Annotated in this window: 24 protein-coding genes; 17 read left to right on the top strand and 7 right to left on the bottom strand. The window is 65.4% G+C overall.

Features of this window, described 5'->3' with window-relative positions; all coding sequences use genetic code 11:
* Nucleotides 1-53: 53 nt before the first annotated feature.
* Nucleotides 54-620: a phosphatidylglycerophosphatase A family protein gene (locus tag HHL14_RS22890; protein WP_206002466.1), complete on the bottom strand. Its 567-nt coding sequence runs from the start codon at nucleotides 618-620 to the stop codon at nucleotides 54-56.
* Entirely contained in the window at nucleotides 610-1,614 is a 1,005-nt protein-coding gene (gene thiL, locus HHL14_RS22885; protein ID WP_169499885.1) for a thiamine-phosphate kinase, read from the bottom strand. Before thiL ends, HHL14_RS22890 begins: the two co-directional genes overlap by 11 nt.
* A 318-nt stretch (nucleotides 1,615-1,932) precedes the next feature.
* On the opposite strand from thiL, the gene HHL14_RS22880 reads away from it, so the two are divergent.
* From HHL14_RS22880 to HHL14_RS22870, 3 genes are all read left to right on the top strand, one after another.
* A complete protein-coding gene (locus tag HHL14_RS22880) occupies nucleotides 1,933-4,227 on the top strand; it encodes an NADP-dependent malic enzyme (protein ID WP_169499884.1) in 2,295 nt (764 codons plus the stop codon).
* Between the two features lie 438 nt (nucleotides 4,228-4,665).
* The gene (locus tag HHL14_RS22875; protein WP_169499883.1) at nucleotides 4,666-5,079 is read left to right on the top strand and encodes a ribonuclease; all 414 of its coding nucleotides are present in this window, start codon (nucleotides 4,666-4,668) and stop codon (nucleotides 5,077-5,079) included.
* Nucleotides 5,080-5,095: 16 nt separating this feature from the next.
* Nucleotides 5,096-5,656, top strand: coding sequence for a barstar family protein (locus tag HHL14_RS22870; RefSeq protein WP_169499882.1), 561 nt, complete (start codon nucleotides 5,096-5,098; stop codon nucleotides 5,654-5,656).
* Nucleotides 5,657-5,872: 216 nt separating this feature from the next.
* Here the strand turns inward: HHL14_RS22870 and HHL14_RS22865 are convergent, their stop codons facing one another.
* The 3 genes from HHL14_RS22865 to speE all read right to left on the bottom strand — a co-directional run bounded on the left by HHL14_RS22865 (nucleotide 5,873) and on the right by speE (nucleotide 8,148).
* Entirely contained in the window at nucleotides 5,873-6,613 is a 741-nt protein-coding gene (locus HHL14_RS22865; RefSeq protein ID WP_169499881.1) for a 16S rRNA (uracil(1498)-N(3))-methyltransferase, read from the bottom strand.
* A 20-nt stretch (nucleotides 6,614-6,633) separates the two neighbouring features.
* Nucleotides 6,634-7,047 (bottom strand): VOC family protein, encoded by a 414-nt coding sequence (locus HHL14_RS22860; RefSeq protein ID WP_169499880.1) that lies wholly within the window; start codon nucleotides 7,045-7,047, stop codon nucleotides 6,634-6,636.
* A 117-nt stretch (nucleotides 7,048-7,164) separates the two neighbouring features.
* Nucleotides 7,165-8,148 (bottom strand): spermidine synthase, encoded by a 984-nt coding sequence (speE, locus tag HHL14_RS22855; RefSeq protein ID WP_169499879.1) that lies wholly within the window; start codon nucleotides 8,146-8,148, stop codon nucleotides 7,165-7,167.
* A 321-nt stretch (nucleotides 8,149-8,469) separates the two neighbouring features.
* On the opposite strand from speE, the gene tkt reads away from it, so the two are divergent.
* Nucleotides 8,470-10,491 carry a transketolase gene (gene tkt / locus HHL14_RS22850; protein ID WP_169499878.1) on the top strand — a complete coding sequence of 674 codons (2,022 nt, stop codon included), beginning with the start codon at nucleotides 8,470-8,472 and terminating at the stop codon, nucleotides 10,489-10,491.
* Between the two features lie 98 nt (nucleotides 10,492-10,589).
* Nucleotides 10,590-11,600: a type I glyceraldehyde-3-phosphate dehydrogenase gene (gene gap, locus HHL14_RS22845; protein ID WP_169499877.1), complete on the top strand. Its 1,011-nt coding sequence runs from the start codon at nucleotides 10,590-10,592 to the stop codon at nucleotides 11,598-11,600.
* 112 nt (nucleotides 11,601-11,712) lie between these two features.
* On the opposite strand, the gene HHL14_RS22840 is transcribed toward gap, so the two are convergent.
* Nucleotides 11,713-12,399, bottom strand: a complete 687-nt coding sequence (locus HHL14_RS22840) for a FadR/GntR family transcriptional regulator (RefSeq protein ID WP_169499876.1) — start codon at nucleotides 12,397-12,399, stop codon at nucleotides 11,713-11,715.
* Between the two features lie 238 nt (nucleotides 12,400-12,637).
* Between HHL14_RS22840 and HHL14_RS22835 the strand changes: the two genes are divergently transcribed.
* The 3 genes from HHL14_RS22835 (at nucleotide 12,638) to HHL14_RS22825 (ending at nucleotide 15,758) form a co-directional block, all read left to right on the top strand.
* Nucleotides 12,638-13,963, top strand: coding sequence for a C4-dicarboxylate transporter DctA (locus tag HHL14_RS22835; RefSeq protein ID WP_169499875.1), 1,326 nt, complete (start codon nucleotides 12,638-12,640; stop codon nucleotides 13,961-13,963).
* A 258-nt stretch (nucleotides 13,964-14,221) separates the two neighbouring features.
* Nucleotides 14,222-15,232 (top strand): allantoicase, encoded by a 1,011-nt coding sequence (alc, locus tag HHL14_RS22830; protein ID WP_169499874.1) that lies wholly within the window; start codon nucleotides 14,222-14,224, stop codon nucleotides 15,230-15,232.
* Between the two features lie 13 nt (nucleotides 15,233-15,245).
* Nucleotides 15,246-15,758: an ureidoglycolate lyase gene (locus HHL14_RS22825; RefSeq protein ID WP_169499873.1), complete on the top strand. Its 513-nt coding sequence runs from the start codon at nucleotides 15,246-15,248 to the stop codon at nucleotides 15,756-15,758.
* A 168-nt stretch (nucleotides 15,759-15,926) separates the two neighbouring features.
* On the opposite strand, the gene fur is transcribed toward HHL14_RS22825, so the two are convergent.
* Nucleotides 15,927-16,355 (bottom strand): ferric iron uptake transcriptional regulator, encoded by a 429-nt coding sequence (fur, locus tag HHL14_RS22820; RefSeq protein ID WP_169499872.1) that lies wholly within the window; start codon nucleotides 16,353-16,355, stop codon nucleotides 15,927-15,929.
* Between the two features lie 153 nt (nucleotides 16,356-16,508).
* Here fur and HHL14_RS22815 point away from each other — a divergent pair, with 153 nt between their 5' ends.
* The 9 genes from HHL14_RS22815 to HHL14_RS22775 all read left to right on the top strand — a co-directional run bounded on the left by HHL14_RS22815 (nucleotide 16,509) and on the right by HHL14_RS22775 (nucleotide 26,752).
* Nucleotides 16,509-17,366 (top strand): outer membrane protein assembly factor BamE, encoded by an 858-nt coding sequence (locus tag HHL14_RS22815; RefSeq protein ID WP_169499871.1) that lies wholly within the window; start codon nucleotides 16,509-16,511, stop codon nucleotides 17,364-17,366.
* Nucleotides 17,367-17,873: 507 nt separating this feature from the next.
* Nucleotides 17,874-18,671: a 4-hydroxy-tetrahydrodipicolinate reductase gene (dapB, locus tag HHL14_RS22810; protein WP_169499870.1), complete on the top strand. Its 798-nt coding sequence runs from the start codon at nucleotides 17,874-17,876 to the stop codon at nucleotides 18,669-18,671.
* A gap of 73 nt (nucleotides 18,672-18,744) precedes the next feature.
* Nucleotides 18,745-19,467, top strand: coding sequence for a MotA/TolQ/ExbB proton channel family protein (locus tag HHL14_RS22805; RefSeq protein ID WP_169499869.1), 723 nt, complete (start codon nucleotides 18,745-18,747; stop codon nucleotides 19,465-19,467).
* Nucleotides 19,468-19,574: 107 nt separating this feature from the next.
* Nucleotides 19,575-20,006, top strand: coding sequence for an ExbD/TolR family protein (locus tag HHL14_RS22800; protein ID WP_169499868.1), 432 nt, complete (start codon nucleotides 19,575-19,577; stop codon nucleotides 20,004-20,006).
* A gap of 202 nt (nucleotides 20,007-20,208) precedes the next feature.
* Nucleotides 20,209-22,800 carry a leucine--tRNA ligase gene (gene leuS / locus HHL14_RS22795; protein WP_169499867.1) on the top strand — a complete coding sequence of 864 codons (2,592 nt, stop codon included), beginning with the start codon at nucleotides 20,209-20,211 and terminating at the stop codon, nucleotides 22,798-22,800.
* Nucleotides 22,801-22,891: 91 nt separating this feature from the next.
* Entirely contained in the window at nucleotides 22,892-23,443 is a 552-nt protein-coding gene (locus tag HHL14_RS22790) for an LPS-assembly lipoprotein LptE (protein WP_329601717.1), read from the top strand.
* 53 nt (nucleotides 23,444-23,496) lie between these two features.
* The gene (gene holA / locus HHL14_RS22785; RefSeq protein ID WP_169499866.1) at nucleotides 23,497-24,624 is read left to right on the top strand and encodes a DNA polymerase III subunit delta; all 1,128 of its coding nucleotides are present in this window, start codon (nucleotides 23,497-23,499) and stop codon (nucleotides 24,622-24,624) included.
* Between the two features lie 378 nt (nucleotides 24,625-25,002).
* Nucleotides 25,003-26,274 carry a glutamate-5-semialdehyde dehydrogenase gene (locus HHL14_RS22780; protein WP_169499865.1) on the top strand — a complete coding sequence of 424 codons (1,272 nt, stop codon included), beginning with the start codon at nucleotides 25,003-25,005 and terminating at the stop codon, nucleotides 26,272-26,274.
* A gap of 61 nt (nucleotides 26,275-26,335) precedes the next feature.
* Nucleotides 26,336-26,752 (top strand): CopD family protein, encoded by a 417-nt coding sequence (locus HHL14_RS22775; protein ID WP_169499864.1) that lies wholly within the window; start codon nucleotides 26,336-26,338, stop codon nucleotides 26,750-26,752.
* Nucleotides 26,753-26,923: the final 171 nt, after the last annotated feature.

Below are 26,923 nucleotides of genomic sequence, written 5' to 3'. Positions count from 1 at the left end.
GAACGACGTCTGATCGCCAGCTAACACGCGATTAACTGGCGACTATGCGGGCATCAGACCGACATCCGCCACAGCGCGATCACGAGCAGCGTAAAGAAGGCGGCGATCAGGTCATCGAACATGATGCCAAAACCACCTTTCAGACGACGGTCGAAATAGCCGATCGGTGGCGGCTTCACCATGTCGAAGAAGCGGAACACGATGAAGGCCCATAGCTGACCGGTGAGCGTGGCGGGCGTGACCATCAGCAGCACCAGCCAGAACGCGACGATCTCGTCCCACACGACCGCCGACGGGTCCTCGACAGCAAGCCGCTTCGCGGTAAAGCCGCACAGCGCAATCCCGCCGACAAAGCCGACGACGATCAGCGCGCCCCATTCGAGCACGGTCAGATAGCGGTTCAGCACGACGAACGACGCCCACGCGAACAGCGTGCCGAAGGTGCCCGGCGCGATCGGCGACAGTCCGCTGCCGAAGCCGAGCGACAGGATGTGCCACGGATGCGACAGCATGAAGCGCGCAGTGGCGCGGCGCGGCTGCTGGGGCTTCCGCTCGCGTGGGCCGGTCGGCTGGCCGCCGATCAGATCGTCGGCGGGGCCGAGCGAGGGGTCATTCTGCATGGAAGTGGTCGAAGCCTTGCAACGTCAGAGTGAGCGGCGCGCCGGCGGCATTGCGCCACGCGATGGCCGGGCGGTCGGTGGCCGCCTCGAGTGCGCTTATTGTACCGATGCGGGTGACCGGCACGGCGGCCTTCTGCGCGGCGGCTTCGACCGCAGCGCGGGCGGCGGCGGGCGCGGTGAAGCACAGTTCGTAGTCGTCGCCGCCCGCGAGCGTGCAGCGCTGCTGGATCGCGGGCGCGAGACGGCGCAGCGCGGCCGAGCGCGGTACCGCATCGACGTCGACGCTCGCGCGCACGGCCGAGCGTTCGAGGATGTGCAGCAGATCACCCGCGAGTCCGTCCGACAGATCGAGCGCCGCATGCGCGATCCCGCGCAGCGCGAGGCCGAGCGCGATGCGCGGCTCCGGGCGTTCGAGCGCGTGACGGAAGGCCGCGGCGTCGCCCGGCTCGGCGGCGTTCCATTCGCCGCGCTGTACGCCGAGGCCGGCGCGCGCGTCGCCGAGCGTGCCGGAGATCCAGATGTCGTCGCCGGGCCGCGCGGCATCGCGGCGCAGTGCGGCTTGCGGCGGCACGCTGCCGAACACGGTGATGCACAGGTTTAGCGGGCCGCCTGTCGTATCGCCGCCGATCAGTTCGCAGCCGTGGCGCTCGGCCAGTGCGAAGAGGCCGTCGCTAAACGCGGAAAGCCACGCTTCATCGGCTTTCGGCAGCGAAAAGGCTAGCGTGAACGCTTGCGGCTGTGCACCCATCGCCGCGAGGTCCGACAGATTGACCGTCAACGCCTTGTGGCCAAGTGCCTCGGGATCGACATCGGCGAAGAAATGGCGGCCTTCGACCAGCATGTCCGTCGAAATGGCCAGCATCTCGCCGCTACGGGGCGCAAGCAGCGCGCAATCGTCGCCGATGCCGAGCGTGTCGCGATGGGCATGGGGCGGTCGCGCCAACGCGGCGCGGCGGGCGAAGAAACGGTCGATCAGCGAAAACTCGGAAAGCATGATGGCGGAGGATGGGCGAATTACCGTGAAAAACGAGAGCTGATTGCGGTTTTTGGTGAGCGTTTCGGGCGATATGTTTAGCGCAGACGCGACGCGTGACGCGGACATGGCCGGTTTCCTCAAACCGCCGCAACGAACGCGCGACCTGCGCGCGTCGAAGGTGATCCGTCTCTCCGGGCCTGCCCGCGCAATGCAGCTGGCATCGCCGTTCACGCTGTTTCAGTCGCGGCTGTTGTACCCGTATTGAAGGAATTGCGTAGGCAATTGGGGCTACAATGCCGTCGAACATCTATTCTAATCTGCACCGAAGCCTGCCTTATGTCGAATCCCGTCAATAGCAAACTCCGCGAAGCCGCCCTCGATTATCACGAGTTCCCGACCCCCGGGAAGCTGGCGATCACCCCGACCAAGCAGATGATCAACCAGCGCGACCTCGCGCTGGCGTACTCGCCGGGCGTTGCGTTCGCGTGCGAAGAGATCGTCGAGAACCCGAAGAACGCCGCGCGCTTCACCGCGCGCAGCAACCTCGTCGGCGTCGTCACGAACGGCACCGCGGTGCTGGGTCTCGGCAACATCGGGCCGCTCGCGTCGAAGCCGGTGATGGAAGGCAAGGCGGTGCTGTTCAAGAAGTTCGCCGGCATCGACGTGTTCGACATCGAGCTGAACGAATCCGACCCGCATAAGCTGGTCGAAGTGATCGCCGCGCTCGAACCGACCTTCGGCGGCATCAACCTCGAAGACATCAAGGCGCCGGACTGCTTCATCGTCGAGCGTGAATGCCGCAAGCGCATGAAGATTCCGGTCTTCCACGACGACCAGCACGGCACCGCGATCGTCGTCGCGGCCGCGGTCACCAACGGTCTGAAGGTGGTCGGCAAGGACATCAAGGAAGTGAAGCTCGTCGCCTCCGGCGCGGGCGCCGCGGCGCTGGCCTGTCTGGACCTGCTGGTCGATCTCGGCCTGCCGATCGAAAACATCATCGTTACCGACCTCGCCGGCGTGGTCTACAAGGGCCGCGTCGAACTGATGGACCCGGACAAGGAGCGTTTCGCACGCGAAACCGACGCCCGCACGCTCGCCGAAGCAATCGGCGGCGCGGACGTGTTCCTCGGCCTGTCGGCCGGCGGCGTGCTCAAGCAGGACATGGTCAAGCAGATGGCCGAGAAGCCGCTGATCCTGGCACTCGCGAACCCGACCCCGGAAATCCTGCCGGAACTCGCGCTCGAAGTGCGTCCGGACGCCGTGCTGTGCACGGGCCGCACCGACTATCCGAACCAGGTGAACAACGTGCTGGTGTTCCCGTTCCTGTTCCGCGGCGCGCTCGACGCCGGCGCGACGACGGTGACGCGGGAAATGGAAATCGCGGCGGTCAACGCGATTGCCGAGCTGGCGCGCCAGGAGCAGAGCGACATCGTCGCGACCGCGTATGGCATCCAGGATCTGTCGTTCGGCCCTGAGTACCTGATTCCGAAGCCGTTCGACCCGCGTCTGATCGTCAAGGTCGCGCCGGCGGTGGCGAAGGCCGCGATAGACTCGGGCGTCGCCGAGCGTCCGATCGAGGACATGGACGCGTACTGCCAGCATCTGCAGCAGTTCGTCTACCACAGCGGCACGACGATGAAGCCGATCTTCCAGCTGGCGCGTGGCGTCGAGCCGGAGAAGAAGCGCATCGTGTTCGCGGAAGGCGAAGAAGAGCGCGTACTGCGCGCAATGCAGATCATCATCGACGAAAAGCTCGCGAAACCGATCCTGATCGGTCGTCCGGCAGTGATCGAGCAGCGCATCGCGCGTTATGGTCTGCGGCTCGTCGCGGGTCAGGACTACACGGTCGTCAACACGGATCATGACGAACGTTACCGCGACTTCTGGCAGGAATACTCGAAGATGATGTCGCGTAAGGGCATCACGCCGCAGATGGCCAAGATCGAGATGCGCCGCCGCACGACGCTGATCGGCGCGATGATGGTGAAGAAGGGCGAGGCCGACGGCATGATCTGCGGCACGGTCAGCACGACGCACCGCCATCTGCACTTCATCGACCAGGTGATCGGCAAGCGCGAAGGCTGCAACGTGTACGCGGCGATGAACGCGCTGGTGCTGCCGAACCGGCAGATTTTCCTCGTCGACACGCACGTGAACGTCGATCCGACGCCGGAACAGCTGGCCGAAATCACGATCATGGCGGCCGAGGAAGTGCGCCGCTTCGGCATCGAGCCGAAGGTCGCGCTGGTGTCGCATTCGAACTTCGGTTCGAGCAATGCGCCGACCGCGCAGAAGATGCGCGATACGCTCGAAATCCTGCGCGAACGTGCGCCGGAGCTGCAAGTTGACGGCGAGATGCACGGCGATGTCGCACTCGACGCGAACCTGCGCCGCGAAGTGCTGCCCGATTCGACGCTGGAAGGCGACGCGAATCTGCTGGTGCTGCCGAACATCGACGCGGCCAACATCTCGTACAACCTGCTGAAGACGGCGGCCGGCAACAACATCGCGATTGGCCCGATGCTGCTCGGCGCGGCCCAGCCGGTGCATGTGCTGACGCCGTCGGCGACGGTGCGTCGTATCGTCAACATGACGGCACTACTGGTGGCGGACGTCAGCGCAGCCCGCTGATAGCCCGTCAGTCGTAGGTAACTGACTGCAGTACCCGCCTGCAAAGGCCCGCGCCGGTCGCCCGACCGGCGCGCCCTGAAAAAAAAGACGTGCCCGCAATGGGCACGCCTCAGGGCAAGCTGGGGATCGCCACCCCGAAAAATGGCATAGCTCAGCCTTTCGGCTGAGTGGTTCCAGGCTCTAACAACCGTAACCGAACACCTTGGCCGATAGCCTTTCGTACTGCCGGCGGTCACTGTTCGTTCACGATCGAGCTAAGTTTAGCCTGATCAAGATAAACAATTTGTCAAAAGTCGTCAAAGCCCCGGTGAGCGGCTTTTGCCGCTGCGACAGGTCGCCCGTGTGGCCGTCGAACGTTGATTCCAAAGGGGATTAGCGATACCCTTACGACTTTCATGGTCGTCAAACTCGTGATCTGACAGCGGGGAAACCTGATACATGGCACGCAACTGGTTGCAGATAAAAGGCGTGCTGATCGGTGCCGCAACGCTCTGCGCGCTGTCGAGTTCCGTGCCGGATGCGTTGGCACGCGGCTACTCGGCACCAGCTGGGGTGAGTGCGCAGACAGGCACCGTCGCGCTCGCGCAATTGCCGCGCGAGGCGGTCGATACGTTGAACCTGATAGCCGCCGGCGGGCCTTACCCGTATCAGAAAGACGGCGTCGTATTCGGTAACTACGAACGGGTGCTGCCGGCCCATCGGCGCGGCTATTACCACGAATACACCGTTCCCACGCCTCACGCGCGTAATCGCGGGGCGCGCCGCATCGTCTGCGGAGGTCCGCTACAGCGAACCGACAACTGCTATTACTCGGACGACCACTACACCAGTTTTAATCGTATTGTTGAATGACATCGGGATGAACGGCATGAGCGACAACATCTACGCGCACGATTCCGGAGTCGCGACGGATCTTTTCGCGGCCGGCGACGGCAATTTGTTCCAACGCGTCATGAAGATGCGTGCCGACGAGCAGGGCCGCGACACGCAAAGCGAGGCTGGCACGGTGGTTTCATCGAACGAGGAGCCCATGAGCCTTTTCAGGAGCGTGCGACCGAACATCGTGCAATCGATCCGCGCGTTTCGCGTGCAGGATCTCGCCGACGAAGCCAACCAGCTGGGTCAGCATTTTCTGTACGCGTACTGCGCGAATGCGGCCTCGAAGCAGGAAGTACTGGAGACGATCGCGACATCGTTCCTGTTTCCGAAGCATTTCGGCAAGAACTACGACGCGCTCTACGACTGCCTGACCGACCTCGTGCACAAGGCGGGCGCGCAGCCGGGCTTCGTGATCGTCCTCGAACAGCTGCCGGTCGCGCAGAAATTCGACAAGGAAGGGCGCGAGACGCTGCTCGACGTGTTCCGCGAGGCGGCCGAGTTCTGGGCCGAGCGTAAGGTCGCGTTCCGGGTGTTCTATTCGTTTGTGTGAGTGGGCGGGCTAATTTAGCCTGTTTGCGCACTGCCGCTTGTATTTGCGGTGTATCCGGAAGCGAACCGCCTGGTAATTCGCGGCAAAAGAAAGCAAAAGGCCCGCCAATCGGCGGGCCTTTTGCTTTTGAACACGCGCTTGTGTGGCAACGCTGGCCGTATCGAGCGATCCGGCGCCCAGCGAGGCAAACGGTTACTACAGCGGATGAGCGCCGATTTACCAGCCGCCCCAACGCGCCGCGAGTGCCGCCAGCACCGCGATTCCCGCGGTTTCGGTCCGCAGCACGCGAGGCCCGAGGCCCACGGCGGTAAAGCCGCGCTCGACGGCCGCGGCTTCTTCGTCGCCGGAAAGGCCGCCTTCGGGGCCGATCAGCAGCGTGACGCGGCCTTCTGGCGGCGCGTCGGGCAACGCCGTGAAGCTGATGCTCGCGCGCGGCGACAGCAGCAGGCGCAGTTCGCCGGCCTCGGGTTCGCGCGGCAACGCGTCGAGCCAACTGTCGATGTCCTGCACGGGCTGCACGTCCGGCAGCCGATTGCGCCCGCACTGCTCGCACGACGCCCGCACCACGCCTTGCCAGTGCTGCTGGCGCCGCTGCGCGCGCTCGCCGCTCAGGCGCACGACGCTGCGCGCGGTCGCGAGCGGCACGAAGCCCGACGCGCCGAGCTCGACCGCCTTCTCGATCAGCCAGTCCATCTTGTCGCCGCCGGCGATGCCTTGCGCGAGCGTCAGCCGATACGGCGGCTCGACCTCGACGTCGCGGAATTGACGCAGCCGCACGCGCGCCGAGCGACGCTCGACCTCGACGAGTTCGGCGTCGTACTCACCGCCTTCGCCGTTGAAAAGTGCGATCGAATCGCCCGGCTGCAAGCGCAGCACGAGCACGTGACGAACGACGTCGTCGGGCAGTGCGACGACGTCGTCGGGATAAAGCGGTGCGGCAACAAAAAAACGGGGCATCGACGAAAGATTCAATGAACTCAGGAAAGATGGCGCGCGAGCGCCCAGCGGTAGCCGTCGATATCCTCGACCTGCGCGAAGCGATCGCCCCAGAACTGATCCTGCGGCTCGCTCAGCGATTTCGCGCCAGCGGCGAGCGCGCGCGCATACACGGCGTCGACGTCCTCGACATAGACGTAAAACGATTGCGGCGCGATCGCGCCCGCGCTCTTCGGCGTGCGCGCGGTCGAGCCGAACGCGCCTTCGGGCGCGAACATCACGATCAACTGGCCCTGGTAGGTCATCTCGACGTGCATCACGGCGCCGTCGTCCTGCACGCTGTCGCGCACTTCGAAACCGAACGCCGCCGAGAAAAACGCCGTCGACGCGCGCGCGTCGCGCACCGTCAGATAGGGGGTTAGCCAGGGCACGCCGGCGGGGCGGGAGGCGGTCATCGAGTTCTCCGGATTTCGTGGGTGGGCGCAACGCTGGCTGAGAGTCGGGTCCGGCGGCCGCATGGCGGCATCGCTCGAACCGGATCTCACCGTGGCTTCACGCGCTACGGGATAGCCTCAACGGGATAGCTTCGGCAATGGGCTCAGTTTATCGCGCACCGACCGCGTTGCCGAGAATAGCCCCGCATGCAGGGCCGGTTCGTAGTGCCGTAGCGAGTCGATCCCGCGCGCGGCGACGCGTTCGGCGAGCGTGGTGGCGGTGAGCGCGGCGGGGTCGAGCGTGGCGCTGGCGATCGCCATCGTCCACAGCGAGCCGTATAGCGGCACGAAGGTGCTCAGCATGCGCACGTGCGCGAAGCTCGCGCGCAGATCGTCGAGCAGGCCGGCGATGCGCGGCGCGTGGAAATACGGCGAGCCCAGATGCAGCGACAGCGCGGCGTCGGCGCTCAGCACGCGCTTCAGTTGCGCGTAGAAGGCGGGCGTGTAGAGGCCGGCGGCGGGCGAATCGGGCGGCGTCAGATCGAACACGACGAGGTCGAAGCGGGGGGCTTCGGGTGGCGTGGCGGAGGCGGGCTGGGGCGTTCCTTCGCGTGCTGCGCCCGGTGCGGCTGCCGCGATTTTCGTCGTCGTGTTCGCGGGTGCATCGGTCGCCGTGGCCGCCGCCAGCGCCGCGACATAATCCGCCGCATCGCCGATCACCAGTTCGACGCGCGGATCGTCGAACGCACCGCCCTGCACGTCGGGCAGATACTGGCGCGTGAGGCGCACGACTTCGGCATCCAGCTCCGCGACGACGATGCGCTCGATGCCCGGATGCTTCAGCAACTGCCGCGCGGCGCCGCCATCGCCGCCGCCGAGCACGAGCGCCGCGCGCGGCGCCGGATGCGCGAGCGCGGCCGGATGCACCATGCACTCGTGATAGATGAATTCGTCGCCGGCGGAGGTCATCGGCCGGCCGTCGAGCGTGAACAGCGCACCGAGCTGCGGCGTGTCCCAGATTTCGATGGTCTGATAACGCGACTCGACACGCTCGACGAGGCGCGCGCGCGGAAAGCCGTAGACGGCATCGGGACTGGGCTGGAACAGCAGGGGCGGATTCACGGCGGACGGGCTCGGTCGGGAGCGTGGCGGGAGCAGGTGCCCGAATTGTAGAGGCCGCGGCGCGCCCGCGCCCGGCCGCGTGCGCTGAACCACCCGGCCGCGTGCGCCGGACCACACTGAACCGCACCGAAACAGGCGGCTGGGCGGCTTTCCGGGCGGCTCGGGGTTAACCTTCTGCTAGAATGTGACGCTTTCAGCCTTGTCCGTTTGCTCTGCCCGTTTCGCGTCTTCCGGCGCCGCATCGTGCGCCGAAGCGAACTGGCGGCCGAGCTTCCGGGCCTCAAGCGCGCACTGCCTTCTGACTCTGTCTCCGGACTCGACATGACGACCCCGTCTCCCGCACCCACTTCCCTGATGGCCAACGCAATCCGCGCGTTGTCCATGGACGCCGTTCAAAAGGCCAATTCCGGTCACCCCGGCATGCCGATGGGCATGGCCGAAATCGGCGTCGCCCTGTGGTCGCGTCATCTGCGCCATAACCCGAAGAACCCGCATTGGGCCGACCGCGACCGCTTCGTCCTGTCGAACGGTCATGGCTCGATGCTGCTGTACTCGCTGCTGCACCTGACCGGCTACGACCTGCCGATGGAAGAGCTGAAGAACTTCCGCCAGCTCCATTCGAAGACGCCGGGTCACCCGGAATACGGCATTACGCCGGGCGTCGAGACCACCACTGGCCCGCTCGGCCAGGGTCTCGCTAACGCGGTCGGCATGGCGCTCGCCGAGTCGCTGCTCGCCACCGAATTCAACAAGCCCGACGCGAAGATCGTCGATCACCACACCTACGTGTTCGTCGGCGACGGCTGCCTGATGGAAGGCATCTCGCATGAAGCCTGCTCGCTCGCGGGCGTGCTGAAGCTGAACAAGCTGATCGCGTTCTACGACGACAACGGCATCTCGATCGACGGCGAAGTGGTGCACTGGTTCCACGACGACACGCCGAAGCGCTTCGAAGCGTACGGCTGGAACGTGATCCCGAACGTGGTCGGCCATGACGTCGACGCGGTCGACGCGGCGATCAAACAGGCGAAGCAGTCGGACAAGCCGACGCTGATCTGCTGCAAGACCGTGATCGGCGAAGGCGCGCCGACCAAGGCCGGCTCGCACGACTCGCACGGCTCGCCGCTCGGCGACAAGGAAATCGCGGCAACCCGCGAGGCGATCGGCTGGAAGTGGGAGCCGTTCGTGATTCCGCAGGAAGTCTACGCGGCGTGGGATGCGAAGGAAGCGGGTGCGCGCTTCGAATCCGACTGGGACAAGGCGTTCGCGGCCTACGCGGCGAAGTACCCGCAGGAAGCAGCCGAATTCAAGCGCCGCAGCGACAAGCAGCTGCCGGCCGACTGGAAAGAGAAGGCGAAGGCCATCGTCGCCGGCGCGAACGAGCGCGCGGAAACCGTCGCGACGCGTAAGGCGTCGCAGCAGGCCATCGAAGGTCTGTCGGCGGTGCTGCCGGAACTGCTCGGCGGTTCCGCCGACCTGACCGGCTCGAACCTGACCAACTGGAAGGCCGCCAAGCCGGTGCGCGTGAATGCCGAAGGCCGTGCCGCCGGCAACTACGTGAACTACGGCGTGCGCGAATTCGGCATGAGCGCCGCGATCAACGGCGTCGCGCTGCATGGCGGCTACAAGGCGTTCGGCGGCACCTTCCTGACGTTCTCGGACTACAGCCGCAACGCGCTGCGCGTCGCCGCGCTGATGAAGTCGCAGTCGATCTTCGTGTTCACGCACGACTCGATCGGCCTCGGCGAAGACGGCCCGACCCACCAGTCGATCGAACACGTCGCGAGCCTGCGTCTGATCCCGAATCTGCAAACGTGGCGTCCGGCCGACACGGTCGAAACCGCGGTGGCCTGGACCCATGCGATCGAGCACGAAGGTCCGTCGTGCCTGATCTTCAGCCGTCAGAACCTGCAGTTCAACGAACGCACCGACGCGCAGATCGCCAACATCGAGAAGGGCGGCTACGTGCTGCGCGACTGGGACGAGGAAATCGTCGCGCGCAAGATCATCCTGATCGCCACCGGTTCGGAAGTCGAACTCGCGATGAAGGCCGTCGAGCCGCTCGCGCGTGAAGGCATCGCGGCACGTGTGGTGTCGATGCCGTCGACCACGGTGTTCGACAAACAGGACGCCGAGTACCGCGAACGCGTGCTGCCGCATGGCGTGCGCCGCGTCGCGATCGAAGCGGGCGTGACGGATTTCTGGCGCAAGTACGTGGGTCTGGAAGGCGGCGTGGTCGGGATCGACACGTTCGGCGAATCGGCTCCGGCAGGCGTGCTGTTCAAGTATTTCGGTTTCACCGTCGAGAACGTGGTCGCGACGGTCAAGACCGCACTCGGCTGATCGGCGTCGAGCGTTGCCGCGTGCGTCGGTTTCAGACGCGCGGCAGCGCCGCCGGTCGGACGAACAAAAAGGTTTTTTTAGCCATCAGGAGATAAATCATGACGATTCGCGTCGCAATCAACGGCTACGGCCGGATCGGCCGCAATACCCTGCGCGCCTTCTATGAAAACGGCAAGAAGCACGATATCGAAATCGTTGCCATCAACGATCTGGGCGATGCGAAGACCAACGCCCACCTGACGCAGTACGACACCGCGCACGGCAAGTTCCCGGGCGAAGTGACGGTGGACGGCGACTACCTCGTCGTGAACGGCGACAAGATCCGCGTGCTGGCGAACCGCAACCCGGCCGAACTGCCGTGGGGCGAGCTGGGCGTCGACGTCGTGCTGGAGTGCACGGGCTTTTTCACGACCAAGGAAAAGGCGAGCGCGCACATCAAGGGCGGCGCGAAGAAGGTCATCATCTCGGCGCCGGGCGGTAAGGACGTCGACGCGACGATCGTCTACGGCGTGAACCACAACGTGCTGAAGGCATCGGACACGGTGATCTCGAACGCATCGTGCACGACCAACTGTCTCGCACCGCTGGTCAAGCCGCTGAACGACAAGATCGGCCTCGAAACCGGTCTGATGACGACGATCCACGCGTACACGAACGATCAGGTGCTGACCGACGTGTACCACGAAGACCTGCGCCGCGCACGCTCGGCCACGCATAGCCAGATCCCGACGAAGACGGGTGCGGCTGCCGCGGTCGGCCTCGTGCTGCCGGAACTGAACGGCAAGCTGGACGGCTACGCGATTCGCGTCCCGACCATCAACGTGTCGGTCGTCGACCTGTCGTTCATCGCCAAGCGCGACACGAGCGTCGAAGAAGTCAACGCGATCATGAAGGAAGCATCGACGGGCGCGCTGAAGGGCATCCTCGGCTACAACGACGCACCGCTGGTGTCGATCGACTTCAACCACAACCCGGCTTCGTCGACGTTCGACGCAACGTTGACCAAGGTGTCGGGCCGTCTCGTGAAGGTGTCGAGCTGGTACGACAACGAGTGGGGCTTCTCGAACCGCATGCTGGACACGGCTGTCGCACTCGCGAACGCGAAGTAAGTTTTCGGGTATCACGCCGCACGAAAAAGCCGCTCTTCGGAGCGGCTTTTTTTTATGTCTTTTACACGTCTGCGGGAGCGGCACCGATGGCATGCCGCTTACGGCTCAGGGCTTACGGCGTCGGGAAATAGACGCCGGCGCGCTGCGCGGCGTTCGAAATGTGCGTCTCGATCGCCTTGCCCGCGGCGAGCGAATCGCGCGCCTTCAGCGCGTCCAGAATCGCGCGATGCTCGGCGTACGTCGATAGCACCCGTTCGCGCCGATAGAACGGCATCCGCTGGCTTTCCTTCATGATTTCCGCGCTGCTGCGCAGGATCGACTCGATCGCCGCATTGCCGGCGATGCTGACGATGCGCATGTGGAACTCGTAGTCGAGCCGCGCGGCTTCGTCGAGTTCGTCGCCGGCGAGCGCGCTCTGCATCGCCGTGACGTTGTCTTCGAGCCACGCGAGGTCGTCGTTGCTGACCGCGAGCACCGCCATGCGCGCGACGAAGCCTTCGAGCGCGTAACGCATCTGGTAGGTGTCGGGCAGCGACGACTGCTCGGCGAAGCGCCATGTCTGGGCGTTCTTCGCCTGCGCGCTTTCGACGTACACGCCCTTGCCGGGGCGGATCATCAGCAGGCCGAGCGCTTCGAGCGTGGAGAGCGCCTCGCGCAGCGACGCGCGGCTGATCGACAGTTCGTCCGAGAGCTGGCGCTGCGCCGGCAGCAGGCTGCCCACCGGATAGACGCCCGCTTCGATGCGCTCGCGAATGGTCGCGATGGCCGCGTCGGTGACGGTATGCGGGACGTTTCTCATGACGGTTCGCTCGGTGACGTGGTCTGACCGGAATTCTATACGCGGTTTGACACACCGTGCGACATCGCGTCGCGGATCCCGAATCTGGCCCGAAAATCGCCGCGAAAACAACGGGTAAACACTGTTCGTCAATTCCTTGACGCCACTATATCGGCTTCCTACTATTCGGCATAACAGTACTGGTCGGACCAGTCTGAACAGAAGTGATTCCAAAGATATCTGTCACCAGGAGGAAGCCGTGTTGAAGTTCTTCAATTCGCTATTCGGGCGGGTCGTCATCGCGCTCGTGGTCGGCATCGTGCTCGGTGCCGCCTTTCCGCATTTCGCGCAGTCGTTGCGTCCTCTCGGCGACGGCTTCCTCAAGCTGATCAAGATGGTGATCGGGCCGATCGTGTTCTGCGTCGTCGTGAGCGGCATGGCGCATGCGGGCGACCTGCGCAAGGTCGGGCGCGTCGGCCTGAAGGCGGTCGTCTACTTCGAGGTGATGACGACGATCGCGCTGGTGATCGGCGCGGTGCTCGCATATGCGACGCGGCCCGGCGTCGGCATGAACATCAATCTGCACTCGCTCGACGCGGCTTCGCTCTCGACCTACACCGAGAACGCGAAGAGCCTGAAGGACACCGCGGCCTTCCTGCTGAAGATCATCCCCGACACCGCGTTCAATGCGTTCGCGACCGGCGACATCCTGCAGATCCTCGTGTTCTCGGTGCTGTTCGGCTCGGCGCTGTCGCTGCTCGGCAAGCGCGCGCAGCGGGTGAGCGGTTTGATCGATGAATTGGCGCAGGTGTTCTTCCGCGTGATGAGCTTCATCATCAAGCTCGCGCCGCTCGGCGTGCTCGGCGCGATCGCATTCACGACCGGCACCTACGGCGTCGAATCGCTCAAGCAGCTCGGCATGCTGGTGCTGGTGTTCTATGCGAGCTGCGTGGTGTTCGTGGTGGTGGTGCTCGGCATCGTGATGCGGCTTGCGGGCTTCAACATCTTCAAGCTGATCGGCTACCTGCGCGAGGAACTGTCGATCGTGCTCGGCACCGCGTCGTCCGACGCCGTGCTGCCGCAGATCATGCGCAAGCTCGAATGGATGGGCGTCAAGGATTCGACGGTCGGCCTCGTGATTCCGACCGGCTACTCGTTCAACCTCGACGGCTTTTCGATCTATCTGACGCTCGCGGTGATCTTCATCGCACAGGCGACCAATACGCCGCTGTCGATGCATGACCTGATCGTCGTCGTGCTGGTGTCGCTGGTGACCTCGAAGGGCGCGCACGGTATTCCGGGCTCGGCGATCGTGATTCTCGCGGCGACCCTGTCGGCGATTCCGGCGATCCCCGTGCTCGGCCTCGTGCTGATCCTGCCGGTCGACTGGTTCGTCGGTATCGCTCGTGCGTTGACCAACCTGATCGGCAACTGCGTCGCGACGGTGGTGGTCGCCGTGTGGGAGAACGACATCGACAGGGCGCGCGCGCATCGGGTGCTCAATCGCGACGCGGCGCTGCGCTACGTGCCGGCAGTCGACGACACGGCGGCCGAGCCGCTCGGCGGCGAGCACGCGCCGGCCTGACGGCGGGCGGCCGCGGTGAGTGGCCACGACAGATGGCCGCCCGCGAGTCTGGCCTGACCGGACTAACCGTTGGCCCCTTTGCTGCACTTTTCCGTGCTTTTCAAGGTTCCCGCTTTTCTGTTTTCCGCTGTTCCTGCGTTGTGCCGTTTTCAGTTTCCCGTTCCAGGCGGTCGCGCCGACACGCGATCGCCACGCCGGCGGCCGCTGCCGAGCCGCCGGCTTCCCCAGGACTCTTTGCAGGCTTTATCGACCGACATCATGGCTAATCCGATTCTCGACCCCAACGCCCCTGCCTTCACGCGCCGCTACATGAATCTCGCCGACCCGCGGCTCGGCGCCAAGGCGCTGCTCGCGAGCGACGAATTCTTCGCGCCGAAGGAGCGCATGCTCGAGCCGCAGGCGGCGGTGTTCATCCCCGGCAAATACGACGACCACGGCAAGTGGATGGACGGTTGGGAAACCCGTCGCAAGCGCACGACCGGCCACGACTTTTGCGTGATCCGTCTCGCGCGCCCGGGCGTCGTGCACGGTGTCGATCTCGATACCAGCCACTTCACCGGCAATTTCCCGCCGGCCGCTTCGATCGACGCCTGCCATGTCGACGCCGAGATTCCGCCCGAGCAGACCGACTGGCAGGAGCTGGTGCCGGCCACCACGCTGCAGGGCAACCAGCATCACTACATCGAAGTGAGCGACGCGCGGCCGTTCACGCATCTGCGCGTGAACCTGTATCCGGACGGCGGGCTCGCGCGTCTGCGCGTGTACGGCCAGCCGCAGCGCGACTGGAGCCGCGTCGAGCGCGGCACGCTGCTCGATCTCGCGGCGATCGAAAACGGTGCGTACCTCGTCGGCGCGAACAACCAGCATTTCGGCGCGGCCTCGCAGATGCTGATGCCGGGCCGCGGCGTCAACATGGGCGACGGCTGGGAAACCCGGCGCCGTCGCGAGCCGGGCAACGATTGGGCGATCGTCGCGCTCGCGCGGCCGGGCGTGATCCGCAGGGTCGAGGTCGATACCGCGCACTTCAAGGGCAATTTCCCGGACCGCTGTTCGTTGCAGGCGGCTTACGTGACGGGCGGCACCGACGACTCGCTGGTCACGCAGGCGATGTTCTGGCCGGTGCTGCTCGGCGAACAGAAGCTGCAGATGGATCATGTGCACACGTTCGCCGACGACCTCACGGCGCTCGGGCCGGTCACGCACGTGCGGTTCAACATCTTCCCCGACGGCGGCGTGTCGCGTCTGCGCCTGTGGGGCGAGGTCGTCTGATGGAGCGGCGCAGATGAAGATCTTGCAGGTGGAACGCCTGACGCGCGCCGCGTTCGCGCCGTTCGGCGACGTGATCGAGCTCGACGGCGCGCGTCATTTTCCGATCAATGGCGGCACGACCGAGCGGTATCACGATCTCGCGCGCGTCGACGTGACCGAGCAGGGCGGCCGGCCGCTGATCAACCTGTTTCGCGCGCAGCCGCGCGCGTTGCCGGTCGAGATCGCGATGATGGAGCGCCATCCGCTGGGCAGCCAGGCTTTCATTCCATTACAGGCGGGGCGCTATCTGGTGGTGGTCGCGCCGGCCGGCGAGTTCGATCCGACGGCCCTGCGCGCGTTCTGGACCGACGCGTGGCAAGGCGTCAACTACGCGAAAGGGGTCTGGCACCATCCGCTGCTCGCACTCGATCGCATCAGCGATTTCGTCGTGGTCGATCGTGGCGGCGATGTGCCGAATTGTGACGAATTGCAACTTGAGGCCTCGGTGCAGCTGGCGTTCGAGGCGGGTGTCGAGGTGCTGGCCTAGCGGCAAGGCTGTGGTCGTGAGCCTTCACCCTCTCGCGACACAGCCGGCAACAAATCCAGCAACAATTTGCAGTAACAAGATGCAGCAACAAAAAGGCCCGGCCGATTTTCATCGGGCCGGGCCTTTTCCGATTGCCTGGCCGCTAGCTCCCGCGCGGCCAGTGACGCATCAGTGCTTGCGATGCGGGCAATTCTCCTTAGTACACGCCCCATACAGCGCCAGCGCGTGTTCCTGCAGCTTGAAGCCGCGCTCCTTCGCAATGGACTGCTGACGGCTCTCGATTTCGGGGTCGAAAAATTCTTCGACCAGACCGCAATCGAGGCACACGAGGTGGTCGTGGTGCGACCCCTCGTTCAGTTCGAACACCGCCTTGCCCGATTCGAAGTTGCTGCGCGAAAGCAGGCCGGCCTGCTCGAATTGCGTCAGCACGCGATACACGGTGGCGAGGCCGATATCGAGTTCTTCGTGCAGGAGGTTGCGGTACACGTCTTCGGCGGTCAGGTGACGCACCGGGCTATGCTGAAAAATCTCAAGGATTTTGAGGCGCGGAAGGGTCGCCTTGAGCCCGATATTCTTGAGATCGGTTGGATTGGTCATGACAAGGGATCCCTAGAGTACAATGCTGGGCTCTCATAGTAATGTGTTTTTGCCGTTCTGGTCATCTTCGATGGAATGAGCGCGGCCCGTGAGAGGGCCCGCACGGTGAGTGAAATGATTTCTAAATCTCAACTGATTTACCGGGGGAGCCGCATGCGGGGTACCTTGATCGCTGTTGCGACTGTCGCGGTTCTTGCCGGATGTTCCACGTACGACAGCCTCACCCAGCGGATCGCCCAACGTATTACGCCGTACCGGATTACGGTCGTGCAAGGCAATTTCGTCTCGCAGGAAATGGCCAACCAGATGAAGGTCGGCATGTCGCGCGCGCAGGTGCGCCAGCTGCTCGGCACGCCGCTGCTGACCGACATGTTCCACGCGGATCGCTGGGATTACGTGTTCTATTTCAAGCGCGGCTCGACATCGATCGTGCAGCAGCGCGACTTCGTCGTGTTCTTCTCGGGCGATATCGTGAGCCACTGGACGGGCGGCGAGGATCTGCCGAGCAATCTCGAATTGCTGGCTGAAATCGACGGCGATCGTCGTGGCCGTCGGCCGAATGCGGCGCCAGTGCGCGCAACGAGCGCCGCCGAGGCCGCGAATGCCGTGGCCGCCAGCGACGCCGCCGCAGCCGCCGCCGCAGCCGCTCCGGCGCAGATCGACACGACCCGCTCGCCGTCGGTCGAGGGTGCCGCGCAGGTCGCCACGCCGTCCACGGACGCCAACGCTGAAGCGGCTCAGGCCGCCAATCGCGCGACCAACGCGGTGTCGTCGTCATCGAACGGTCCGTCGTCCGTGCGTTCGAGCGCGCCGCGAGCGAACGCCGGCGGGATTCCGACGCAAGGTCCGACGAGCGGCGGCCAGCCGCAATTCCAGTTCCATCGTCCGGCGCCGCCGACTCCGTCCACCGGGAACAATCCGGTCGGCCCGACCGGTTCGCAGAGCGGCCCGACGCTGAACGCGCCGTTGACCGCGCCGGCAACCGGTTCGTCGTCGAACTCGGGCGAGTGAGCCTGTTGTCCGTGCTGTAAGGCGGGGCGCGCGATGAGCGCGCCCGCCGGATTTGCATTTGTCTCGCTGCGGGTCGCGGCGGGGTAGGGCCTGAGCCAGGTGCTGGAGTAGTTATTTGCTTGGGGCAATTTGCTTAAGCGAATTGCCTGCGCCGGAATTGCCTGTGCCGGTTGGTCGCCGGGCCGCCTGAAGCGGTGCCGCGAGTGTGCCGGCTGGATCGACTGACTGTATGGGTCGCTCGCGTGAATGGCGCTCGAGTTGGCCGCATGGGCCGACAGCCGCGTCAATCGGGCGGGCCGGGTCGGCCAGTTAAGCCAGGTACACCGGGTCAGCGCTCCGTCTTGCTCGCCCGCCGAAAGCATCACCCGAGCGTGCGCTGCCGCTGCCGCGCGCTGCTCGATCCGAATTTGCCGGATCGCGTGCGCCCGACCGTCTGTGCCGGCGCGCGTGCCGAGCCGCGTTTGCCGGGGGCCATCCCCGGTTGTGTCTTTTCGAATCCTCACCGTCATGAAAATTGCCATTGCTGGCGCATCGGGCCGTATGGGCCGCATGCTGATCGAAACCGTTCTCAACGATAGCGACGCGACGTTGTCCGGCGCGCTTTGCCGTACCGGCGCCGCGCAGCTGGGCCAGGACGCCGGCGCGCTTCTCGGCAAGCAGACCGGCGTGCTGCTGTCCGACGACATCGAGCGCGTGTTCGCCGAATCCGACTACCTGATCGACTTCACGCGCCCCGACGCGACGCTGAAACACCTCGAAGCCGCGCAGCGCCACAACGTGAAAATGGTGATCGGCACCACCGGCTTCGACAACGCCCAGAAGACGCAGTTGCGCGCGGCGGCGGAGAAGGTCGGCGTGGTCTTCGCGTCGAACATGAGCGTCGGCGTGAACGTCACGCTGAAGCTGCTCGAATACGCGGCCAAACAGTTTTCGACCGGCTACGACATCGAGATCATCGAGGCGCATCATCGCCACAAGGTCGACGCGCCGTCCGGCACCGCGCTGACGATGGGCGAGGTGATCGCCGACGCGCTCGGCCGCAAGCTCGACGACTGCGCGGTCTATGGCCGCGAAGGCGTGACGGGCGAGCGCGATCCGTCGACGATCGGTTTCTCCGCGATTCGCGGCGGCGACATCGTCGGCGATCATACGGTGCTGTTCGCGGGCATCGGCGAGCGCATCGAAATCACCCACAAATCGGCGAGCCGTCTGTCGTATGCACAAGGCGCGCTGCGTGCGGTACGCTTCCTCGAAGGCCACGACACCGGCTTCTTCGACATGCAGGACGTGCTCGGCCTGCGTTGAGCGGGCTCGTGGCGTAACAGGGCCGCGCCTTGGCGGCGCGCCCTCCGAAGTCACTTTCCGACGGCGAGGTCAGATGGCAGGCAGCAGCGGCATCATCCATTACCTGCAAACCAGCGATGCGATCACGCATGGTGTCGCATATGTGCTGCTGGCCATGTCGATTGCGAGCTGGTGCTTTCTGATCGTCAAGAGCTGGATTCTGACGCGCGCGAAACGCCAGGCCACACGGGCGATCGCGCGCTTCTGGCAGGCGCCGACGCTCGCCGAAGGCGTCGCCGTCCTGCGCCGCACCGACCGCGAGCGCGTTTTCGTGCCGCTCGCCGAAGCGGCCCTGCATGCGGCCGAGGTCGATATTCCGGGTGCGCTGCTCGCGCGTGTCGAACGTAGCGAACGCGTGCTTCGGGCGCTGCGCCAGGCGCTCAACGCATCGCAGCGGCGGCTCGAGTTCGGCCAGGTGCTGTTGGCGTCGGTCGGCAGCACTGCGCCGTTCGTCGGGCTGCTCGGCACCGTGTGGGGTATTTATCACGCGCTCGGCAGCATCGCGGCGAGCGGGCAGGCGCAGATCGAGAACGTCGCCGGGCCGGTCGGCGAGGCGCTGATCATGACCGCATTTGGTCTGGTGGTCGCGATTCCGGCGGTGCTCGCGTATAACGTGCTGGGTCGTCTGGTGCGGCAGTTGTGCGAGGAACTCGACGGCTTCGCGCACGATCTGCACGCTTATGTGTGCGCACCGGCCGAGCACGCGCCGGCGCCATTGCGCGCGCAGCCGGCCTCGGCCCACGAGACGCAGCGCTGACTGGCCCGCGCGTGTGGCGCCGGCAATACCGGATCCAGGTAACGCACCTCTAGTACATCCGCAGCGCACCCGCAACGCACCAGCAGACTCAGACGCAAGGAGGCGACATGGCATTCGGCGGACTCGAGAAGAAGCAGACGGCCGCGCCGATGGCCGAGATCAACATGACGCCGCTGATCGACGTGATGCTGGTGCTGCTGGTGATCTTCATCATCACCGCGCCGCTGTTTTCGCACGCGATCCGGCTGGACCTGCCGAAGGTCGCGGCGGCCCCCGCGCGTCAGACCCCGCAAACCATCGCACTGTCCATCGACGGCGCTGGGCAGCTCTACTGGAATGCCCAGCCGATCACGCTCGCGCAGATGCGCGAGCGCTTCGCCAAGGCCGGCAAGCAATCGGAGCAGCCGGAAATCCAGTTGCGCGCGGAGCGTTCGACGCGCTACGAGGTCATCGCGCAGGTGATGGGGGCCGCGCAGCAGGCGGGGCTCGAACGGATCGGCTTCGTCACGGACCCGCCGCCGCCCGGCGCGCAACACTGAGCGCCACCGGACGTCCCGAGCACCGCCGCGCGCGCCGCGTTGCCGGATCCGGCACGGCCAGCCGCGCACCACGCCGCGCGGCGCGCCCGTCCGTGGACGGTATAATCAGCCCTTTCCCCGCCGAAGGGGAAACGACGCCACTACATTCTGCAGAGCACCAAGGCCGGTGCGAAAGCACCGAACCTAGCGATCCCATCACACCATGCACGAAAAATACGTTCCCTCCGACGTCGAAGCCGCCGCGCAAGGGCAATGGCGCGCCATCGACGCGTACAAGACGACGGAATCCACCGACAAGCCCAAGTTCTACTGCGTCTCGATGCTGCCGTATCCGTCGGGCAAGCTGCACATGGGCCACGTGCGCAATTACACGATCAACGACGTGATGTACCGCTATCTGCGGATGAACGGCTACAACGTGCTGATGCCGATGGGTTGGGACGCGTTCGGCATGCCGGCGGAAAACGCGGCGATGGCCAACAACGTGCCGCCCGCGCAGTGGACCTACGACAACATCGCTTACATGAAGAAGCAGATGCAGTCGATGGGCCTCGCGATCGACTGGTCGCGCGAAGTCGCGACCTGCAGCCCGGACTACTACAAGTGGAACCAGTGGCTGTTCCTGAAGATGCTCGAAAAGGGCATCGCGTACAAGAAAACCGGCACCGTCAACTGGGATCCGGTCGACCAGACCGTGCTCGCGAACGAGCAGGTGATCGACGGGCGCGGCTGGCGCTCGGGCGCGCTCGTCGAAAAGCGTGAAATCCCGATGTACTACATGCGCATCACGCAGTACGCGGACGAACTGCTGAACGATCTCGACGGCCTCGGCTGGCCCGAGCGCGTGAAGATCATGCAGCAGAACTGGATCGGCAAGAGCTTCGGCGTGAACTTCGGCTTCCCGTATGAAATCGACGGTGAACAGAAGCTGCTGCGCGTGTTCACCACGCGCGCCGACACGATCATGGGCGTGACCTTCTGCGCGATCGCCGCCGAGCATCCGCTCGCCACGCGTCTCGCGCAGGACAAGCCGGAACTGCAGGCGTTCATCGACGAATGCAAGCGCGGCGGTGTGGCCGAAGCCGATGTCGCGACGATGGAAAAGAAGGGCATGGCCACCGGCTTTTACGTCACGCATCCGCTGACGCAGGAACAGGTCGAAGTGTGGATCGGCAACTACGTGCTGATGAGCTACGGCGAAGGCGCGGTGATGGGCGTGCCGGCGCACGACGAGCGCGACTTCGCGTTCGTGAAGAAATACGGTCTGCCGATCAAACAGGTGGTGGCGGTCGAAGGCAAGGCATTCTCGACGGAAGCTTGGGCAGAGTGGTACGGCGAGAAGACCGGCACGCTGGTGAACAGCGGCAAGTACGACGGTCTTGCGTATGAAGCAGCGGTCGACCGGATCGCCGGCGATCTGAAGGAACTCGGCCTCGGCGACAAGCAGATCACGTGGCGTCTGCGTGACTGGGGCGTGTCGCGCCAGCGTTACTGGGGCACGCCGATTCCGATCATCCACTGCCCGAAGTGCGGTGACGTGCCGGTGCCGGAGAAGGATCTGCCGGTCGTGCTGCCGGAAGACCTCGTGCCGGACGGTACGGGCAATCCGCTCGCGAAGTCCGAAGCGTTCGTGAACTGCTCCTGCCCGACCTGCGGCGGCGCGGCGAAGCGCGAAACCGACACGATGGACACCTTCGTCGATTCGTCGTGGTACTTCTACCGCTATGCGTCGCCGGATGCGAAGACGATGGTCGACGAGCGCACCGACTACTGGGCGCCGATGGATCAGTACATCGGCGGCATCGAGCACGCGATCCTGCACCTGCTGTACTCGCGCTTCTGGGCGAAGGTGATGCGCGACCTCGGCCTCGTGAAGTTCGGCGAACCGGCGAAGAACCTGCTCACCCAGGGCATGGTGCTCAACGAAACCTATTACCGCGAAAACGACGCGGGCAAGAAGACCTGGTACAACCCGGCGGACGTCACCGTGTCGTTCGACGACAAGGGCCGTCCGGTCGGCGCGGTGCTGAACGCGGACGGCCAGCCGGTCGTGCTCGGCGGCGTCGAGAAGATGTCGAAGTCGAAGAACAACGGCGTCGACCCGCAGATGCTGATCGACCAGCACGGCGCGGACACCGCGCGTCTGTTCGTGATGTTCGCGGCACCGCCCGAGCAGCAGCTCGAATGGTCGGGTTCGGGCGTCGAAGGCGCGAGCCGCTTCCTGCGTCGCGTGTGGAATTTCGGTTCCGCGAATGAAGCCGTGCTGCGCGCGGGCGGTACGCTCGACGCCGCGCAATTCAGCGAAACCGACAAGGTGTTGCGCCGCGAAATCTATAGCGTGCTGAAGCAGGCCGACTTCGACTATCAGCGTCTGCAGTACAACACGGTGGTGTCGGCCGCGATGAAGATGCTCAACGCGCTCGACAGCGCGAAGGGCGCGCAACCGGCCGTGCTGCGTGAAACCTACGGCGTGATGCTGCGCGTGCTGTACCCGGTCGTCCCGCACCTGACCTTCCAGCTGTGGCAGGAACTCGGTTTCGCTGACGAATTCGGCACGCTGCTCGACGCGCCGTGGCCGAAGGTCGACGAGAAGGCGCTGGAGCAGGCCGAGATCGAACTCGTGCTGCAGGTCAACGGCAAGGTGCGCGGCGCGATCACGGTGGCGAAGGACGCGTCGCGCGAAGCGATCGAACAGCAGGCGGCCGCGCACGAAATGGTCGCCAAGTTCAGCGAAGGCAAGGCGCCGAAGAAGATCATCGTGGTGCCGGGCCGTCTCGTGAACGTGGTCGTTTGACGGACCACGCCATCGTGTCGGCAAACCGGACGCCGCCCACATGCGGCGGCGTTCGTCGGCACTGCGAATCCACTGCGAACCGGGAGCGAATGTGACTCGCAGATCGTTTTTGACGCTCGCTTGCAGCGTAATGATGTTGTCGGCCTGCGGCTTCCAGTTGCGCGGCCAGCAGGACTATCCGTTCAAGCGCCTTTACGTGTCGGGCGGTTCGCCCGCGGCGATCGCGCGCCTTACGCGCATGGTGCAGGGTGGCAGCGATACCGTGGTGGTCAGTTCGCCCGCCAATGCCGACGCGCTCCTGCAGATTTCGCAGAACCGCAACACCAGCACGCTGACGCTGAATTCGCTGGGCGTGGTCGCCGAGTATCAGCTGAATCTGCAGATGACCTACACGCTGACCGGCAAGGACGGCACCGTGCTGATTCCAGGCAGCGTGATCGCGCTGAATCGCGCGATGACTTATAGCGACCAGTATTCGCAGGCCAAGGCCGCCGAGTCCGACATCCTGTTCGCGGACATGGAAAACGACGCGATCGATCAGCTGATCCGCCGCCTCGGCGCGGTGCGCTCGCTGCATCCCGCGCCGGGCGAGACGACGCCGGCCGTTGCGCCGCGCGCGCCGCTGCCGCCGCCGCCGCTGTGAGCGTCGCGTGTTCGTGATTCACCGTACTTCATCCATCGCGCCAACCGCCAGCCATGCAACTGCGACCTGACGCGCTCGAAGCGCATCTCGCCAAGGGTCTCGCCGGCCTGTACGTCGTGTACGGCGACGAGCACCTGCTCGCGCAGGAAGCCTGCGACCGCATCCGCGCGGCCGCGCGCGCGGCGGGCTTTACCGACCGCTCGGTGTTCACGGTCGAGCGCGGCTTCGACTGGAGTTCGCTGCTCGGCGCGAGTCAGTCGATGTCGCTGTTCGGCGATCGTCAACTGGTCGAGTTGCGCATTCCGTCGGGTAAGCCGGGCAAGGAAGGCGCGGACGCGCTGAAGGCGCTCGCGGCCGCCGTCAACGACGACGTGCTGACGATGATCACGCTGCCACGTCTGGACGCCACCACGCAGAAGTCCGCGTGGTTCATCGCGCTCGCCGATGCCGGCGTCGCGCTGAAAATCGATCCGGTCGAGCGCGCGCAATTGCCGAACTGGGTCGGCCAGCGGCTCGCGGCGCAGGGGCAGCGCGTCGCGGCCGGCGAAGAAGGGCGGCGCGCGCTCGCGTTTATCGCCGAGCGCGTCGAAGGCAATCTGCTCGCCGCGCATCAGGAAATCCAGAAGCTCGGGCTGCTGTATCCGAGCGGCACGCTCTCCTTCGATCAGGTGCAGGACGCGGTGCTGAACGTCGCGCGTTACGACGTGTTCAAGCTCAACGAGGCGATGCTCGCGGGCGACGTCGGCCGGCTCGCGCGCATGCTCGACGGGCTGCGCGGCGAAGGCGAGGCCGCGGTGCTGGTGCTGTGGGCGGTCGTCGAAGAAGTGCGCACGCTGCTGCGGATCAAGCGCGGCGTCGCGGCGGGCAAGCCGCTCGCCATGCTGACGCGCGAGAACCGCGTGTGGGGTCCGCGCGAACGGCTGATCGGGCCGGCGCTGTCGCGCGTCAACGAGGCGGCGCTGGAGAAGGCGCTCGCGCTGGCGGCGCGGCTCGACCGCCAGGTGAAGGGCTTGTCGGGCGGCACGCCGGGCAATCATCGCAACGATCCGCCGCCCGATCCGTGGGATGGCCTGTTCGAACTCGCGATGGCGGTGGCTGCGCCGAAACCGTCGGCGGGGCCGGCGGTGCCGCCGCCACGACCTCGGGCTTCCGCTGCCGCGCCGACGCGACGGCCAGTGTGAAGTGCGGCGCGAGGCCGGGCAGGGTGACGAGTCCGGTCGGCGCCGACGTGCGAAGTTCGATCGATGCTCGATGTCCCGCGCAAGCTTTGCAGCGCCGGATGGCATGGGTAGGCGGGACTGGCAGACGTAATCACTGCAGTTCGCCGCTCGTTCCGACCACTACGTTTTGCCCGTCATTGGCCTGTGATCGGCCGATCGCGGGCGGCACGATAGCCAGGCACAACGGCCACGCAAAACCCCGGCAAAACCGCCACACCGACACGCGCTGCGCGCCGCTGCCGCAAGCAAAGCCCGTGTCCCCGACTTACAATCGCTTGATCTTTCGCTAATCCCGACCGACCACCGCACGCCAAAGTGCGGGGCATCATGAGAATGACCATGGATATCGACCAGTACATGACCGACCTCGGCCGGCGCGCCCGCCAGGCTTCGCGCGCGATGGCGCGGGCGTCGACCGCCGCGAAGAATGCGGCGCTTGCGGCTGTCGCCGAGGCGATCGAGCGCGATGCGGAACTGCTGAAGGCGGCCAACGCGCGCGACCTCGAACGCGCCCGCGGCAAGGGCCATGACGCCGCGTTCATCGACCGTTTGACGCTGTCGGACAAGGCGCTGAAGACGATGGTCGAGGGGCTGCGCCAGGTCGCGGCGCTGGCCGATCCGATCGGCGAAATCAGCAACCTCAAGTACCGGCCGAGCGGTATCCAGGTCGGCCAGATGCGCGTGCCGCTCGGCGTGATCGGCATCATCTACGAGTCGCGCCCGAACGTGACGATCGACGCGGCCGCGCTGTGTCTGAAGTCGGGCAACGCCACCATCCTGCGCGGCGGCTCGGAAGCGCTCGAATGCAATACCGCGCTCGCGAAGCTGATCGGCGAGGGGCTCGAAGCGGCCGGTCTGCCGCAGGACGCGGTGCAGGTGGTCGCGACCGCGGATCGCGCGGCGGTCGGCAAGCTGATCACGATGACCGAATACGTCGACGTGATCGTGCCGCGCGGCGGCAAGAGCCTGATCGAGCGTCTGATGAACGAAGCGCGCGTGCCGATGATCAAGCACCTCGACGGCATCTGCCACGTCTACGTCGACGATCGCGCGGATCTCGCCAAGGCGCTGAACGTCTGCGACAACGCGAAGACGCACCGTTACGGCACCTGCAACACGATGGAAACGCTGCTGGTCGCGCGCGGCATCGCGGCTGAAGTGCTGCCGCCGCTCGGCAAGCTGTACCGCGACAAAGAGGTCGAGCTGCGCGTCGACGCGGCGGCGCGCGCGGTGCTCGCCGATGCGGGCGTCGGCCCCCTCGTCGATGCGACCGAGGAAGACTGGCGCACCGAATATCTCGCGCCGGTGCTCGCGATCAAGGTGGTGGACAACCTCGACGCGGCGATCGAGCACATCAACACGTACAGCTCGCAGCACACCGACGCGATCGTCACCGAAGACCACGACCGCGCGATGCGCTTCCTGCGCGAAGTCGATTCGGCGAGCGTGATGGTCAATGCGTCGACGCGTTTCGCCGACGGCTTCGAGTTCGGTCTCGGCGCGGAGATCGGCATTTCGAACGACAAGCTGCACGCGCGCGGCCCGGTCGGTCTCGAAGGGTTGACCTCGCTGAAGTACGTCGTGCTGGGCCACGGCGAGGGCCGTCAATAAACGCCGATAAGCGCGCAATAAGCGCTGCGCTGTAGTACCCCACAACAACAAAGGACCACGAATGCTCTGGGTTAAGACGTTTCACATCGTATTGATTGCCTCCTGGTTTGCCGGCCTGTTCTACCTGCCGCGCATCTTCGTCAATCTGGCGATGGAAACGGAACCCGCGGCGACCGCGCGTCTGCTGATCATGGCGCGCAAGCTGTTCCGCTTCATGAGCTTCATCGCGGTGCCGGCGCTCGCGTGCGGGCTGTGGTTGTGGCTCGTGATCGGCATTGGTAGTGGGCAGGGCTGGATTCACGCGAAGGTCGGCGTGGTCGTGCTGCTGATCGCCTATCACGTGTATTGCGGCGTGCTGCTGCGCCGTTTCGAGCGCGGCGAGAATCGTCGCTCGGACAAGTGGTATCGGATGTTCAACGAACTGCCGGTGCTCGGCATGCTGGCGGCGGTCGCGCTGGTGGTGATCAAGCCGTTTTGAGCGTGCGATAGCGGCTAGCGCCGCGGCGCTGGGAAAGCAAAAAGGGCGGGGTGCCGGATGACTGGCACACCGCCCTTGTCGTTTTCGGGGAGCCGTCGCGCTGCCGGAGACTGTCGCTTAACACTTCCGCCGAACGCCCGAACGCGGTGCCAGCCCATCGCGCGCGCCCGT

Origin of the sequence: Paraburkholderia antibiotica (assembly GCF_012927125.1) — a bacterium.
GTDB classification, from domain to species: domain Bacteria; phylum Pseudomonadota; class Gammaproteobacteria; order Burkholderiales; family Burkholderiaceae; genus Paraburkholderia; species Paraburkholderia antibiotica.
The sequence above is the reverse complement of the archived record's forward strand: the minus strand, read 5'-3'. Positions and strand labels throughout refer to the sequence as shown.